Here is a 15,588-nt window from a genome sequence, read left to right on the forward strand (position 1 = left end):
CCGAAGCCCGGTGGTGCCCGGCCCGCGCCGGGCGGTACCGCCGGGGCCGCCGGGATCGGCGGGGGCGGCGCGACGGGCGGGGATGAGACCGGGGGACCCGGCCGGGAGGCCCGCCGCCCGTCGCGTCCGCGTTCGCCTCTGCGCCGGGAGCTGGCCGTCGGGGTGCTCTGCGGCCTGGGTGCCGTCGCCGTCGCGCTCCCCCTCGCGATCACCGGTGCCTTTGGAGCCCGCCACCGGCAGGCGGCCGACCCGCCCACGGTGTCCGCCGCGGTGGCCCCGGCGTCGCCGGGCTGCCAGGGCGACGGCTGCACGGGCAAGGACCCCGAGAGCTACGGATGCGGCGCCGTGCCCCCGCCGACCACACTGGACCGCCGGACCTTCCCCGGACGGACCGTGATCAAGATCAGGTACGGGGCCGCGTGCCGCGCGGTGTGGGCCCGTATCGACCTGGGGCGGATCGGGGACCGGGTCGAGATCCACGCACCGCACCACGCTCCGCTGAGGGCCGAGGTCAAGGACGAGTACGACGCGGAGGGCTCCCTGTCCACGCCCATGGTCGCCGTCGGCCGTTCCGGCACCGACGAGGTCCGGGCCTGTCTGGTGCGGCAGGAGGAACGCCACTGTTTCGGCCCGGACGGTGACGGCACCGGCGAGCGCTGATCAAGAAGGCGCGCGGAGCGGTTCCGCCGAACGGCCGCCGCCCGCTGTGCGCATTGTTACAGCGGGATGAAAACCGCTGCTGTCCGTGTTGGTGCCTTGCGGAAGATCAGGCCGTCGAGAACGGGTCGTCGAGACCGGGTCGTCAGGGAGGCACCGACGTGGCAGCGCAGCCGGGATGGGCGCGGAGACTGGCCGGGTACGCCTGGCGTCATCCGAAGGACGTGGTTCTCGCCCTCGGCGCGTCCCTGGCCGGTATGGCGGTCATGGCCTTCGTCCCGCTGATCACCAAGGTGATCATCGACGATGTGATCGGCGACCGGAGCCGCGGCATGGCCCCCTGGGCCGGCGCCCTGGTCGGTGCCGCACTCGTCGTCTACGCCCTCACCTACATCCGCCGCTACTACGGCGGCCGGCTCGCCCTCGACGTCCAGCACGACCTGCGGACGGAGATGTACGAGGCGATCACCCGGCTCGACGGCCGCCGGCAGGACGAGCTGTCCACCGGCCAGGTGGTCGGCCGCGCCACCAGCGACCTGCAACTGATCCAGGGCCTGCTCTTCATGCTGCCGATGACCATCGGCAACATCCTGCTCTTCGTGATCTCCCTGGCGGTCATGGCCTGGCTGTCGCTGCCGCTGACCCTGGTGGCCCTGGCCGTCGCCCCGGCCCTCGGCTGGATCGCCCGGCGCAGCCGGACGAGACTGCACCCCGCCACCTGGTACGCCCAGGCCCAGGCCGCGGCCGTCGCGGGCGTGGTCGACGGCGCGGTGAGCGGCGTGCGCGTGGTGAAGGGCTTCGGACAGGAGGAACAGGAGACCGCCAGGCTGCGGGAGGTCGGCCGGCGGCTGTTCGCCGGGCGGCTGCGCACGATCCGGCTGAACTCCGTGTACACCCCGGCCCTCCAGGCGGTGCCGGCGCTCGGCCAGGTCGCCATGCTGGCCCTCGGCGGCTGGCTGGCGGTGCGCGGACACATCACGCTCGGTACGTTCGTCGCCTTCTCCACCTATCTCGCCCAGCTCGTCGGCCCGGTCCGGATGCTCGCCATGGTCCTCACGGTCGGGCAGCAGGCCCGGGCGGGCACCGAGCGCGTCCTGGAGCTGATCGACACCAGGCCCACGATCGCCGACGGCACCAAGGAGCTGCCCGCCGACGCCCTCCCGGTGTCTCCCCCTCGCGTGCGCGAGGGCGACGGACACGCCGGCGACAAGGGCGCCGTCAAGGCCGCCGTGGAGTTCGACGACGTGTGGTTCGGGTACACCGAGGACCGGCCCGTCCTGAAGGGCCTGTCCTTCGAGATCCGCCCCGGCGAGACACTGGCCGTCGTCGGCTCCTCCGGCTCCGGGAAGTCCACGATCTCCCTGCTGCTGCCGCGCTTCTACGACGTCACCCGCGGCGCCGTCCTGGTCGGCGGCCACGATGTGCGCGAGCTGACCCTGGACTCGCTCAGGGCCGCGATCGGGCTGGTGCCCGAGGACCCCTTCCTGTTCTCCGACACGGTCCGCAACAACATCGCCTACGGCCGCCCCGACGCCACCCAGGAGCAGATCGAGGCAGCCGCCCGCGCCGCCCGGGCCGACCGCTTCATCGCCGAGCTGCCCGAGGGGTACGACACCAAGGTCGGCGAGCACGGCCTGACGCTCTCCGGGGGCCAGCGCCAGCGCATCGCGCTCGCCCGCGCGATCCTCACCGACCCGCGTCTGCTCGTGCTGGACGACGCCACCTCCGCCGTGGACGCCCGCGTCGAACACGAGATCCACGAGGCTCTGCGGCAGGTCATGGAGGGCCGCACCACCCTGCTGATCGCCCATCGCCGCTCCACCCTGAACCTCGCCGACCGCATCGCCGTCCTCGACCACGGCCGCCTCGTCGACATCGGCACCCACGACGAGCTCCAGCAGCGCTGCGCCCTGTACCGGCGTCTGCTCACCGACCCCGGCGAACTCGGCGGGGTCTCCCCGGGCCACGTCCAGCCCGCCGCCCCTCAGGAAGACGACTCGGTACGGGAAGGACTGCGGGAGGAATGGGACGCCGAGTTCGACGCGGAGCGCGGGGTGACCCCGCGGCTGTGGACCGGCGACCGGGAGCCGAAGGACACCGCCCTGTCGGGCAGCCCGGCCACCCCCGAGCTCCTCGCCCAGGTGGAGGCCCTGCCGCCCGCGACCGACACCCCCGACATCGACGAGCAGCAGGCGGTCCGTCCGGAGGACTCCTACGGTCTGCGCCGCCTTCTGCGCGGCTTCGGCCCGCCGCTTCTGCTCAGTCTGGTCCTCGTCGCCGTGGACGCCGGCATGGGCCTGCTGCTGCCCGTCCTGATCCGGCACGGCATCGACCAGGGCGTCACCCGGCTGGCTCTCGGCGCGGTCTGGGCGGCCTCCCTGCTCGCCCTGCTCACCGTCCTGCTGCAGTGGGCGGCGCAGGCCGGCGAGATCCGGATGACCGGCCGCACCGGTGAGCGCGTGCTGTACGCGCTGCGTCTGAAGATCTTCGCCCATCTCCAGCGGCTCGGCCTGGACTACTACGAGCGCGAGCTGACCGGGCGGATCATGACCCGGATGACGACCGACGTGGACGCGTTGTCGACATTCCTGCAGACCGGCCTGGTCACGGCGTTCGTCTCGGTGGTCACCTTCCTCGGCATCATGGTCGCCCTGCTGGTGATCGACGTACAGCTGGCGCTGGTCGTCTTCGCGACCCTGCCGCCGCTGATCGTCGCCACCTACTTCTTCCGCCGGGCGAGCGTGAAGGCGTACGAACTGGCCCGTGAACGGGTGTCGGTGGTCAACGCCGATCTGCAGGAGTCGGTGGCCGGGCTGCGGATCGTGCAGGCGTTCCGGCGCGAGCGGGACGGCCGGCGGCGGTTCACCGAGCGCAGCGACGGCTACCGCGGGGCCCGTGTCCGGGGGCAGTGGCTGATCTCGGTCTACTTCCCGTTCGTGCAGTTCCTGTCCTCCATCGCGGCGGCCTCGGTGCTGATCGTGGGGGCGGGCCGGGTGGAGGCGGCGACGCTGACCACGGGCGCCCTGGTGGCGTACCTGCTCTACATCGACCTGTTCTTCGCGCCCGTCCAGCAGCTCTCCCAGGTCTTCGACGGCTATCAGCAGGCGACCGTCTCCCTCGGCCGCATCCAGGAGCTGCTGCGGGAGCCCACGTCCACGAAGCCCGCCGCCGAACCCCTCGAGGTGTCCGCCCTGCGCGGGGAGATCGCCTTCGAGAACGTGCACTTTGCGTACGGCGACGGCGAGGAGGCGCTGCGGGGCATCGATCTGCGCATCCCCGCCGGACAGACCGTCGCGTTCGTGGGCGAGACCGGCGCGGGCAAGTCGACCCTGGTCAAGCTGGTGGCCCGGTTCTACGACCCGACCAGCGGCCGGGTGACGGTGGACGGCAAGGACCTCAGGGAGCTGGACCTCACGGCCTACCGGCGCCGGCTCGGGGTCGTCCCGCAGGAGGCGTACCTCTTTCCGGGCACCATCCGCGACGCCATCGCCTACGGCCGCCCCGACGCCACCGACGCCGAGGTCGAGGCCGCCGCGCGGGCCGTCGGCGCACACGAGATGATCGCCACGCTGGAGGGCGGCTATCTGCACGAGGTCGCCGAGCGCGGACGCAATCTGTCGGCCGGCCAGCGCCAGCTCATCGCACTGGCCCGCGCCGAGCTCGTCGACCCCGACATCCTGCTGCTCGACGAGGCGACCGCCGCACTCGACCTGGCCACCGAGGCCCAGGTCAACCAGGCCACCGACCGGCTCGCGGGCCGTCGTACGACCCTGGTGGTCGCCCATCGGCTGACGACGGCCGCCCGTGCGGACCGGGTGGTGGTGATGGACCACGGCCGGATCGCCGAGGACGGCACGCACGACGAACTCCTGGCCCGCGGCGGGCGGTACGCCGAGCTGTGGCGGACCTTCATCGGCGCACCCGAGCCGGAGGAGCCGGTCGGCGCCTCCCGCTGACCGCGGCACCGTAACCGAGCGGCACCTGCGCCGCGCCCGTACGTCCGCATGCATGACGGCGTGTCACATATCTGAGTGGGCGTCATGTCATGTGCCTGAGTGGACATCACCTGAGTGCATGTCACCCTGAGTCACTGTCATGAACGGCCGGACGCAGCGGCGATGCGTGTGTACCACGAATCGGTGAAGCCCGCCGGCCACAGTGGCCGAATCCTGTGCTGAACGCGTGACACATCCCGGACAACGTACGGGGTTTTCCCCTCCTTCCCTGGTGTGTGCCGGAGTTGCTCCGCTACCTTCCGGCGCACATCTGTCTGAGAGGGAGGGTGCATGCGCACAGCGCTCAGATGGCTGCTCGCGCTCACGGTGCTCATCGGCACACTGAGCACGGCGGGAGCGGCCACCGCGGCCCAGCCGGAAGCCACGGGCAGCACCACGAGCAGCACAGACACCGACATCAAGGAACGGCTCCTGGCCATACCGGGCATGAGCCTGATCGAGGAGAAGCCCTATCCCGGCTACCGCTTCTTCGTCCTCGGCTACACCCAGCCGGTCGACCACCGGTACCCGTCGAAGGGCACCTTCGAGCAGCGGATCACCGTGCTGCACAGGGGAGTCGACCGGCCGACGGTCTTCTACACCAGCGGCTACCACGTCTCCACGACACCGGGCCGCAGCGAGCCGACCCGGATCGTGGACGGCAACCAGGTCTCCATGGAGTACCGGTTCTTCACCCCGTCCCGGCCCGCCCCGGCCGACTGGTCCAAGCTGGACATCTGGCAGGCCGCCAGCGACCAGCACCGCATCTTCCAGGCCCTGAAGCCGGTCTACCCCCGCAACTGGATCGCCACCGGCGGCTCCAAGGGCGGTATGACGGCCACCTACTACAAGCGCTTCTACCCCGGCGACATGGACGGTGTGGTCGCCTACGTCGCCCCCAACGACGTGGTCGACAAGGAGGACTCCGCCTACGACCGCTTCCTCGCCACCGTCGGCACCAAGGAGTGCCGCGACCGGCTGAACGCCGTGCAGCGGGAGGCGCTGGTGCGCCGGGACGCGCTGGAGAAGAAGTACGCCCGGTACGCCGCCGGCAACGGCTACACCTTCACCACCATCGGCAGCCTCGACAAGGCGTACGAATCCGTCGTCCTCGACTATGTGTGGGCCTTCTGGCAGTACAGCGAACTGAAGGACTGCGACAGGATCCCGGACGCCAAGAACGCCACCGACGAGCAGATCTGGGAGTCCCTCGACTCCATCTCCGGGTTCTCCTTCTACACCGACCAGGGTCTGGAGCCCTACACGCCGTACTTCTACCAGGCGGGCACGCAGCTGGGCTCGCCGACCATCCGCCTGCCGCACATCGAGAAGAAGCTGCTGCACTACGGCTATCTGCCGCCGCGGCACTTCGTACCGCGTTCCATCCCGATGACGTTCCAGCCGTGGGTGATGCGGGACATCGACACCTGGGTACGTCACCACGCCCACCGGATGCTCTTCGTCTACGGACAGAACGACCCGTGGAGGGCGGAACCGTTCCGTCTCGGCCGCGGGGCACGCGACTCCTACGTCCTCACCGCGCCGGGCATGAACCACGGCGCGAACATCGCCGGTCTCGTCCCCGAGGAGAAGGAGTTCGCCACGGCCAGGGTCCTCGAGTGGGCCGGAGTCGCCACCCCGGCGGTCCGGAAGGACCCGTCGGCGGCCGAGCCGCTGGCTCGCTACGACGCCGGGCTGGACGTGCGCGACCTGGAGCGCGAGCCGGTGCTCAGGCCCTGACACACCGCGGCTGCGCCCGGGCGCACGGCGTCACAGCCGCCGGGCGCAGCCCACCGGATCCTCCCCGTCCAGCTGCACGTACAGGGCGGTCGACGCCGGGCACTGAGCACGGCTGCGCACCGCCCGCGTCACCTGGTACTCCGGTTTCCTCCTCCCCGAGCCGTCGCACGCGGTCTCCCGCACCTGGCCGCGGCCCGCGCTGTGGACGCAGTCGCCGACGATGGTGCGCGGCCCGCCCCCGCCGCCCGGGTCGCCCGGATGCGGCGGCTGCAGATTGCGCATGCAGGCGTAGCCCTGCGGGATCGTGCCCTTCCCGTCGGCCGCGGGCTGGGTGCCGATGTGCAGGACGAAGTCGGTGGTCGGCGGACACGGCGGCCCGTCGTCCGGCCGGCCGTCGTGACGGGCGATCACCCGGGCCGCCGCCCGTTCACTGGAGCAGGGCGCCTCGGTGAAGCTCGTCGTACCGAAGGAACTGCACTCGTTCACCGCGAGGAACACCGTGTCCTGCCCGGAGGGCTGCGTCGGGGCTCCGCCGGACAGCGTCCCGTGCCCGGCGGAGCCGGACGTCTGCTGGCACCCCGTCACCAGAACGGTGAGCAGCGCCGCCAGGGCGCATCCCACCCCCGCCGGCCGTTTCCTGCGCATTGCCTCCCCCGGTCCCTCCCCGACCAGCGTGGCCCGTGGCGGCGAGAACACGCCAGACGTGCGGAGGTGCTTTGGGGCCAGTCGGGGGGTGGTGCGCCGGGCGCACGGCGTAGGTGCCGTACGACCGATGCGCAAGCCGGCTGGTACCCGGCTGGTACGACAAGCCCTGTCCGGCTGGTACGACAGGCCGTACCCGGCTAGTACGACAGACCGTGTCCGATCGGGTACAGGACCTTCGCCGGATCGTCGGCCCGCTGCACCGGGACCGGCAGCCGTCCGCGCGGCTTCACCCGGCCGGCGATCACCCGTGCGGCGGCGCGCAGTTCCACGTCGGTCCAGGAGTAGGTCGCCAGGCAGGCCGGTACGGAGGGAAGCCAGGCGATGTCGTAGGGGTTGCGGAGGGCGACCGCGATCACCGGGCGGCCGGTGGCGAGGAGCCGTTCCACCAGGGTCCTCTGGGGGCTGTCGGCCGTGACGTTGTACGTCCCGACCACCACCGCGTCCGCCGTCCGTGCCGCGGCGACCGCCTGGTCGACGACCGCTGCCGAGGGGGCGGTGCCGGTCGACAGGGCCGTGGCCGAGAAGCCCAGGCCGGTGAAGGCGGCGGCGAGAACGCCGGTGGGCGGGCCTGTGGTGCCCGACGGGGAGGCGGGGTCGGCGCCGACGACGAGAAGCTTGCGGTGGGTGCGGCGGGACAGCGGCAGCAGGCGGCCCTCGTTGACCAGCAGGGTCGTGGTCCGTTCGGCGATGCGGTCGGCCGTCTCCAGGTGGGCGCGGACGCCCACGGTGCGGTCGACGCCTGCCCGGGTGACATACGGGTCGTCGAACAGGCCCAGCTTCGCCTTCAGCCGCAGAATGCGCAGCAGCGAGGCGTCGAGCCGGGCCTCGGTGAGCTCGCCGTCGCGCACGGCCTTCAGCACCGCGTTCCAGGCGACCTCCAGGGAGGGCGGGTTGAGCAGCTGGTCCACGCCCGCCTTGAGCGCCAGCACCGGAACCCGGTCGTCGCCGTACTTGGTGCGCACGCCCTCCATGCCGAGCGAGTCGGTCACCACGACCCCGTCGTAGCCGAGCTCGCCGCGCAGGATGCCGGTGAGGACCGGGTGGGAGAGGGTGGCCGGGTCGCCGGAGTCGTCCAGGGCCGGGAACTGGAGATGGGCGGTCATGATCGAGTCGATGCCGGCCCTGATCGCGGCCCGGAAGGGCACCGCGTCCAGCGTCTCCCACAGCTCGCGGCTGTGGGTGATGACCGGGAAGCCGTAGTGGCTGTCGACATCGGTGTCGCCGTGCCCGGGGAAGTGCTTGGCGGTCGCCGCCACCCGGGACTCCTGATAGCCCTTCACCTCCGCGGCCACCAGTCTCGCCACGGCGTCCGGGTCGGCACCGAAGGAGCGTACGCCGATGACCGGGTTGGCCGGGTTGACGTTCACGTCGGCGACGGGGGAGTAGTTCTGGTTGATGCCGAGGGCGCGCAGTTCGGCGCCCGCGATACGGCCCAGGGTGCGGGCGTCGGCGGTCGAGTCGCCCGCCCGTCCTTTCCCGCCCTTCCGGGGAAGCGCCGCCTGCCCCTTTTCTCCCGCGCCGATCGCCATGGCGCCGGGGAAGAGGGTCGCGGGCCTGCCCACGCGGCAGACGGCGCCGTGCTCCTGGTCGGTGGCGATGAGCAGGGGCAGGCCGCGCGGCTGCGCGAGGGACGCCCTCTGGAGGCCGTTGGACAGGTCGGCGACCTGATGGGGGTCGCGGATGTTGTGGGCCCAGGAGAAGTAGATGATCCCGCCGACGCGGTACCGGGCGATCAGCTCGGCGGCCGTGCGGACGCCGATCTCCTTGAGGTTGGCGTCGATGTCGGCCTGGTCGGGGGCGGTGGCGGAGTGGCCGTAGACCCGCATCACGAAGAGCTGGCCGACCTTCTCCTCGAGCGTCATCCGGGAGATGAGGGCGCGCAGCTCCCTGTCGTCGGGGACGACGGTGCGGGCGGAGGCCCGGGAGACGGCGGAGGCGGCGCCGGGGGAGTCGGTGGGGGAGCCGGTGCGGGCGGCACTGGAGCCCTGGACCGTCAGGGCGGCGGTGAGCCCGGCGCCGGCGGTCAGGACGGCGCGTCTGGAGGGACGGGGGAGGCGGTGGGGGAAGGGACGGGGGAGGTCGGGCACAGGCGCTCCTTCCGGAGGCGTTCCATGAAGGAAACTTCCGAGAAGTCACCCATTATCCGGGAAGTTTCCGTCGGTCAAGGGAGCGCGCAGCGACCGCCGAGGGGCCGTCACCGGCGCTGTCGGAGGGGACGCGCCGATGACGGCGGGCCGCCGCCCGCGGTGCGCAGGGGGGGTGGTCGGCGTTCGCACCCGGCGGCGAGGGCCGACACCGCACCGCGGGGACTCACGCGGCGGCTTGCCGGTTGGACGAGGGGAACCGGGACCGGGTTCCCCGACGGGCGCGGGCCGCCGGAGTTCCCGGACGGACGCGGGGGCGGGGCCGGAGGACGGCCGTTTCTCCCCTTGCCGCCGGGGCACCGCTCATCGCCGGGGCACCGCCGTGGAGCCCCGGACCATCAGCTCTCCTCGCAGGGTCGTGATTCCTCCGGGAGGCGGCTCCTCGCGGCCCGTCGCGATACGGCCCGCCCGGGCGCCCGCCTCGGCGAGCGGAAGCCGTACGGTCGTCAACGGCGGCACCGCGTCGATGCCGAAGGGCAGGTCGTCGAAGCCCGCCACCGAGACGTCCTCCGGTATGCGCAGCCCGGACTCGCGCAGGGCCGCGCAGGCGCCCAGGGCGACGGTGTCGTTCGCGGCGACGATCGCCGTCAGGTCCGGGGCGCGGCGCAGCAGTTCCACAGTGGCCTCGTAGCCGGACCGGCGGTCGTAGTGGCCGTGCACCGTCAGATGCGGGTCGTCCTCGAGGCCCGCCGCCGCCAGGGCCTCCCGGTGTCCTTCCAGACGGTGGCGGGTGGTCGTCCGCTCCCGGGGGCCGGCGATGCAGCCGAGCCGCCGGTGGCCGAGGGCGATCAGATGACCGGTCAGCTGCCGTGCGCCCCCGCGGTTGTCGAAGTCCAGCGCGATCGCCCCGGTGCCGGGTGCCGGCGGGCGTCCGCACAGCACCACGCGCGTTCCCGCGTCCGTCAGCTTGCGCAGCTTCGTGGAGACCGCCGCCGCGTGCGGCGCGTCCTCCACGGCCCCGCCGGTCAGCACCACCGCGGCCGCCCGCTGCCGTTGCAGCAGGGTCAGATGGGTCAGCTCGCGCTCCGGCGAGCCGCCCGTGTTGCAGACCACCGCCAGCCGTTCCCCGCCCGCCCGGCCGCCCGAGCCGCCGATCTCCGACTGGATCGCGCTCGCCAGGATCCCGAAGAAGGGGTCGGCGATGTCGTGGACCAGGATGCCGACCAGGTCGGAGGTGGCGGCGGCGAGCGCGCTCGCGGGGCCGTTGAGGACGTAGTCCAGCTCGTCGACCGCCTTCAGCACTCGCTCCCGGGTGGAGGCGGCGACCGGGTATTTCCCGTTCAGCACGCGCGACACCGTCGCGGGCGAGACCTGTGCACGGGCCGCCACGTCCGCCAGGGTCACCGTCATCTCGTCGTCCTCCGGTCACGCATGTCGTCGTCGTACGTGCCGTACGCCTTGCCGTCCTCGTGCGCCTCTGTCCGCAGCCCGCGGGACCGCCGCCGGGCAGGACGTGTCGTGCCGACCCTACGACCCCTCGGCCCCTCTTGTTCGTCCCCTCGAACAAGACGTCCGAGGACGCGCTCTTGCCCGGCCCATTGCCCGGAGACCGGCTTCTCTCCCCGTGGAAACCGCTCGCCGCACGGCTCACCAGCACCACTGCCGAGGTGCATATGACGCGTGAAAGCGCATGCTCCCGCGATGAAGGGGGACCGGTGTGACACGCAGGACGGTGCGGATCGCCGTGAACGGCGTGATCGGGCGCATGGGATGCCGCCGGCACCTCGTCCGCTCGGTCCACGCCCTGCGCGAGCAGGGCGGACTCGACCTCGGCGACGGCACCGTGCTGTGGCCGGAACCCGCCCTGGACGGCCGCGGTCGGGGCGGCGACGGCGCGATCGGTCTGCGGCAGCGGAGGAGCCGCGTGGAGGCGGCCGGATACCGCGGGGCGATCGAGGTGGAGCCGTTCAACGAGGAGCTGTGGGCGAGGGACGGGCGGGGGTGCCGGCCGAGACCGCCGCCAGGTCCATGGAGCACGTGATCCGGTGAGCGCAGGACACCGAAAAAATCTTGCGGAGCCCTGCAACCTTTTCCGCACCCCGGGTGTCATAGCTCACGTCAGAACTCTTCGAGGGGGGATCTGGGGGGATCACGGGGGTTCTGATGCGTGAAGGGGGGAAGCCGAGGGGGCCGGTCCGTCGATCCGGCCCCCTCGAAGCGTTCACCGAGCCGTCACCCGGCGGAGGGCGAAGACGCGGGCCGCCGAAGTGGATTTCCTGGTCACCTGGTTGTGGCAGGGCTGTGACGCAGGGCGGTTGCGGGTGCGATTGCCTGTTGTGAACATGGTGGTGCGGAAACGTTCGAAGCGAGAAGAAGCAACTCACTTCAGGGGGAGGCGAGTTCGGCGTGAAGTTCGACATGGGCGCGCAGACGCTGTCGACGCTGATGCGCGAGTCGCGGGGGTCGAGTGACGACCTGGGGGCGCTGATCCGGCAGTTGGTGCGGGCCGCGGAGCCGTTGGAGGGGAAGTTCAACGGTGCGGGCCGGCAGATGTTCGATCAGTTCAAGGCGCGGGCCGATGCGATCACGGCGGACCTGAACGCGTCGCTGTCGGCGATTCTGGGCGGTCAGGCGGGGATGGAGTCGGCGTTCTCCTCGGGTGACCAGGAGCAGGGGGAGAACGCGCGGCGGCAGATGGGCGCGGCGAACTTCGACGCGGCGCGCTTCCGCTGAGCTGCTTTCGCTGAAGGGCGCACTTTCGCCGAGTGGTGCGCTTTCGCCGGCCGGTGGGGCCGGAAGCCGCGGCTCAAGAGCCGTGGAGTCCGGTCGGCCGCGGGACGGCATGACGGCTCGTTCGTCCTTTTCGGTGTTCTCAGTGTTTTCGGTGTTCTCGGGGAGTGGTGTGTGATGGCGGCTTCGGCGGATCGTCGGTCGTACGACACGGGTGCGTCGGCGGACGCGCAGGCGAGTCTGCAGGCGGTGGTGGCCCGGCTGGAGGAAGTGATCGGGCAGCGGGACCGTCAGGTGAAGGCCGCGATGGCGGACTTCATGGCCGACGGGGTGGCCGATGAGTACCACGGCAAGGAGCAGCGGTGGAACCGTGCCTCGCAGGAGGTGCGGAACATCATCCAGCTGGTGAAGTCGACGCTGGAGATGAACGACGCGACGGCGCAGACGACGCTGGCGCGGGCGAAGGCGGCGGTGGACGGCATCGGCTGAGCCCGACCGGCCCCGGTGCCGGGGCGGATGCCGGTGCCGACATGTGCGCCGGCATCAATGCTTTTCGGTTCCGGTGTGATGATGTTGGTGTGTTGGTGCGTGCCTGTACTGACGGGGGTGTGGTGACGGGGTGTCCGGTTGGGATCTGCGGCCGCAGGGCATTTCGCAGGTGTTGAAGTCGACGGGTGAGTCGGCGTCGAAGCTGGAGAAGTACGCCAAGGCGTATGGGGAGCATTTGACGTCGGCGGCGTCGAGTGCGGGGACGATCTCCGCCGAGGGCGGCTCGGGTGGCTCGGGTGAGCAGGTGGGCGGTCTGGTGGCGTTGGCGTTGTCGCAGTATGCCGAGCGGGCGGCGAAGGATCTGCAGTTCATCGCGGCGCGGGCGGGCAAGTCGTTGCAGGGTGCGGTGGATGCGACGAAGGCCTATCTGGAGGGCGATGAGCAGATGGCGGCCGAGGCGCAGCGCAAGGCGCTGGCCGCGCCGAAGGTGGATCTGCCGGGGGTGGGCAAGGCGTGATCAAGCCGGAGCAGATTCCGCAGTTCACCGGGGATCTGGAGCAGCTGGAGCGGGACTGCGCGGCGCTGCGCAAGGACGCCGGGCAGGTGCGGGGTGCCGGTCAGGCGGTGCACACCAGGTTCCAGGGGCTTTCCGCCTACTATCGGGCGCCGGAGGCGGAGCAGCTGTTTGCCACCACCGAGCCGGTCAAGCGGCGGGCGGACGATTTCGCCGGGGATCTGGAGAAGGTGGCCGCCGCCCTGTCCTCCTATGCCAGTGAGGTCCGGCCGTTGGTGAAGAAGCTCAAGGAGCTCAAGGCGCGGGCGGTGACCTTCGTCGAGTCGGTCAGGGGCGACGACGAGTGGCAGTACGACGGGGACAAGGTCGAGGAGCACAACGCGCTGCGTGATGAGATCACGCGGACGGTGGCGGCGTTCTGGGCGGCGGAGCGGACCTGTCACAACAAGATCACTGCGTTGTGGGGCGGGACGCAGATGGTGGCCGGGGACGGTTCGGGCAAGTCGAACCATTACGGGTTCACCGCTGCGGACATGGCGCAGGCCAAGTTGCCCTGGGGCGACCCGGTGGAGGAGAAGCACCACTGGTACGAGGTGGGCCACTGGGTGAAGTCGTTCGTGTGGGACGGCCTGATCGTCGATGGGGTGTGGGGCACCATCCGGGGTCTGGGCACCTTGATCGGGGTGGACGGCTGGGAGGCGGCCGGGCAGGCGTGGAAGGGGCTGGCCCAGCTGGCCACCGGCCTGGTTTTGACGGCGGTGCCGGTGGTGGGGGCGGCGTTCTGGACCCTGCCGGACGACAAGCTGCCGTCGTGGATCCGGGATTCGCGTACGGCGATGAAGGAGACCGGCAAGGCGCTGGTGGCCTGGGACGAGTGGGGCAAGAACCCCGCCCGGGCCGCCGGGGCGGTCACCTTCAACGTGCTCACCACCGTCTTCACCGGTGGCGCCGGCGGTGCGGCCGCGGGTGCGGGCAAGGCCGGCGCGGTGGCCAAGGCGCTGTCGGTGGCGGGCAAGGCGGGCCGGGCCATCGACCCGATGACCTACATCGCCAAGGGCGCCGGCGCGGGCCTGTCGAAGATCGGCGACATCGCCAAAGGCCTCAAGAACATCGGCAACATCACCATCCCCAAGCTGCCGGACACCGCCTTCGCCCTGCCCGAAGGGGCGCTCGCTCTTCCCAACGGCACCATCCGCCTGCCCGAGGGCGCCACCCTTCCCGCGGGGGCGGCGAAACTGCCCGACGGCACCGTCAAACTGCCCGACACCACCACGGTGCTGCCAGCGGGCACCGTCAAGCTCCCAACCGCGGAGGGTGCCCCGGCCCGGTACTTCGACCCGGACGGCAACATCCTCGACGAGCACGGCAAGGTCGTCAGCGACGTCCTGGACGGCCCCGGCGACATCGTCGACCAGCCCAAGCTGGACACTCCGTCCGCCGGCGCGGACGTGCCGCGGGTGGAGTCCCCGGTGAAGGAACCGGCCCTGGCCGGCGCCGGTACCCACACCGCCGAGCAGGCCGGCCGGCACATCCGCCTGGGCGACGGCCTGGACGCCGACCTCGGCGACACCGGCCGCCTCGGCAACGACCTGAACAACCCCGTCAGCCACGTCGAGAACCCGAGCGGCATCGCCGACAACACCGTGGGCGGCATGGCCGACAACCTGCCGACCAACAGCGTGGACAACGCCACCCCCGTCACCAGCACGGGCGACAACCTGCCGGGCAACTCGGGCAACCAGGTCCCGTCCAACAACACGAACAACGTGAGCAACGTGGACAACGCGGTCTCCAACACCTCGGACACCGTGTTGCGCTCCGACGGCCTCAACCGTGGCCCGACAGGCGGCCACGACCTGCCCAGCACCAGCACCGACACACTGTCCCGTACCGACGGCCCGACCGGCAGCGGACTGGACGACCTCGGGCGTACCGGCGACGAGGCTGCCGGGGCCGGTGACGAGGTCATCCAGACCGGGGACGAGGTCGTCAAGACCGGGGACGAGGTCGTCAAGACCGGGGACGAGGTCGTCAAGGCCGAGGACAAAACCCCGCCGAAGTCCCCGGAGGACGATGAGCCTCTGCTGATTCGGCAGGACGACGACTTCAGTGCTACGCACAACAAGTTCGGGCTGCGCAAATCGCACTTCGATCCGGACGTCGGCATCATTCCCGCGAATCCTGAAGGGAAGATTACGCCGCTTGAACACGTGCTCGGGGGAGCGAACCCCGCAGCCAAGGAGTCGAGTCAATTCACCTCTTTCGCACCGAAGGACGGGACCGGGAAGGTCTATGGTGCGCAGGAGATCAGCATCGATTACAAGCGGCTGCAGGCAGACATCGAATCCGGCAAGGTCCAGGGCGTGGAAATCCTGCGTCCGGAACAGATTCAGCGGAGCATCTCGGAAGAGATCAACAAGGTCGCGGGCAAGGAAGTGGAGGTGCCGGCGAGCCTCAAGGCGTCGGACACCGATGCTGTGACCCAGTTCGTGAAAAGTCTCGAACTGAGCAAGAGCAAGACGAACAAGGTGCACCGCAGGGTCATGGCACTGCTCAACACCCGGCGTGACGGAGAATGGTTGATCAGTGGGATCGTCCCGAAGGAGTACGTGACGGGACCGTACCCGACGACCAAGAAGCCGTAACGCACCGGACAGCACGTTCGGACGTGCAG

At 71.1% G+C, this 15,588-nt stretch carries 10 protein-coding genes and 1 pseudogene; 8 read left to right on the top strand and 3 right to left on the bottom strand.

Features of this window, described 5'->3' with window-relative positions:
- The 3 genes from ABD224_RS20045 to ABD224_RS20055 all read left to right on the top strand — a co-directional run.
- A partial coding sequence (locus tag ABD224_RS20045; RefSeq protein ID WP_344051809.1) for a DUF2690 domain-containing protein occupies positions 1–660 on the top strand: 660 nt, incomplete at its 5' end.
- 158 nt (positions 661–818) lie between these two features.
- Positions 819–4,613, top strand: coding sequence for an ABC transporter ATP-binding protein (locus tag ABD224_RS20050; RefSeq protein WP_344051811.1), 3,795 nt, complete (start codon positions 819–821; stop codon positions 4,611–4,613).
- 330 nt (positions 4,614–4,943) lie between these two features.
- Positions 4,944–6,392 carry a S28 family serine protease gene (locus ABD224_RS20055; RefSeq protein ID WP_344051813.1) on the top strand — a complete coding sequence of 483 codons (1,449 nt, stop codon included), beginning with the start codon at positions 4,944–4,946 and terminating at the stop codon, positions 6,390–6,392.
- A gap of 30 nt (positions 6,393–6,422) precedes the next feature.
- On the opposite strand, the gene ABD224_RS20060 is transcribed toward ABD224_RS20055, so the two are convergent.
- From ABD224_RS20060 to ABD224_RS20070, 3 genes are all read right to left on the bottom strand, one after another.
- Entirely contained in the window at positions 6,423–7,037 is a 615-nt protein-coding gene (locus ABD224_RS20060; RefSeq protein ID WP_344051815.1) for a hypothetical protein, read from the bottom strand.
- A 197-nt stretch (positions 7,038–7,234) separates the two neighbouring features.
- Positions 7,235–9,184, bottom strand: a complete 1,950-nt coding sequence (locus ABD224_RS20065; RefSeq protein ID WP_344051818.1) for a glycoside hydrolase family 3 protein — start codon at positions 9,182–9,184, stop codon at positions 7,235–7,237.
- A 360-nt stretch (positions 9,185–9,544) separates the two neighbouring features.
- A complete protein-coding gene (locus ABD224_RS20070) occupies positions 9,545–10,591 on the bottom strand; it encodes a LacI family DNA-binding transcriptional regulator (RefSeq protein WP_344051819.1) in 1,047 nt (348 codons plus the stop codon).
- A 307-nt stretch (positions 10,592–10,898) separates the two neighbouring features.
- Here ABD224_RS20070 and ABD224_RS20075 point away from each other — a divergent pair.
- The 5 genes and pseudogenes from ABD224_RS20075 to ABD224_RS20100 all read left to right on the top strand — a co-directional run.
- Positions 10,899–11,057, top strand: a pseudogene (locus tag ABD224_RS20075) (Gfo/Idh/MocA family protein); the annotation flags it as partial.
- Positions 11,058–11,587: 530 nt separating this feature from the next.
- Entirely contained in the window at positions 11,588–11,914 is a 327-nt protein-coding gene (locus tag ABD224_RS20085; protein ID WP_067388419.1) for a hypothetical protein, read from the top strand.
- A 174-nt stretch (positions 11,915–12,088) separates the two neighbouring features.
- Positions 12,089–12,400, top strand: coding sequence for a pore-forming ESAT-6 family protein (locus ABD224_RS20090; RefSeq protein WP_086792805.1), 312 nt, complete (start codon positions 12,089–12,091; stop codon positions 12,398–12,400).
- Positions 12,401–12,530: 130 nt separating this feature from the next.
- Positions 12,531–12,917: a DUF6507 family protein gene (locus ABD224_RS20095; RefSeq protein WP_067400835.1), complete on the top strand. Its 387-nt coding sequence runs from the start codon at positions 12,531–12,533 to the stop codon at positions 12,915–12,917.
- Positions 12,914–15,559, top strand: coding sequence for a hypothetical protein (locus ABD224_RS20100; protein ID WP_344051826.1), 2,646 nt, complete (start codon positions 12,914–12,916; stop codon positions 15,557–15,559). The genes ABD224_RS20095 and ABD224_RS20100 overlap by 4 nt, the downstream gene beginning before the upstream one ends.
- Positions 15,560–15,588: the final 29 nt, after the last annotated feature.

The organism is Streptomyces thermoalcalitolerans, assembly GCF_039525155.1.
Taxonomy (GTDB): Bacteria; Actinomycetota; Actinomycetes; order Streptomycetales; family Streptomycetaceae; genus Streptomyces; species Streptomyces thermovulgaris.

Coding starts and splice junctions, on each gene's coding strand:
- ABD224_RS20090 (WP_086792805.1), top strand. CDS start 12,089: ATGGCGGCTTCGGCGGATCGTCGGTCGTACGACACGGGTGCGTCGGCG.
- ABD224_RS20055 (WP_344051813.1), top strand. CDS start 4,944: ATGCGCACAGCGCTCAGATGGCTGCTCGCGCTCACGGTGCTCATCGGC.
- ABD224_RS20070 (WP_344051819.1), bottom strand. CDS start 10,591: ATGACGGTGACCCTGGCGGACGTGGCGGCCCGTGCACAGGTCTCGCCC.
- ABD224_RS20060 (WP_344051815.1), bottom strand. CDS start 7,037: ATGCGCAGGAAACGGCCGGCGGGGGTGGGATGCGCCCTGGCGGCGCTG.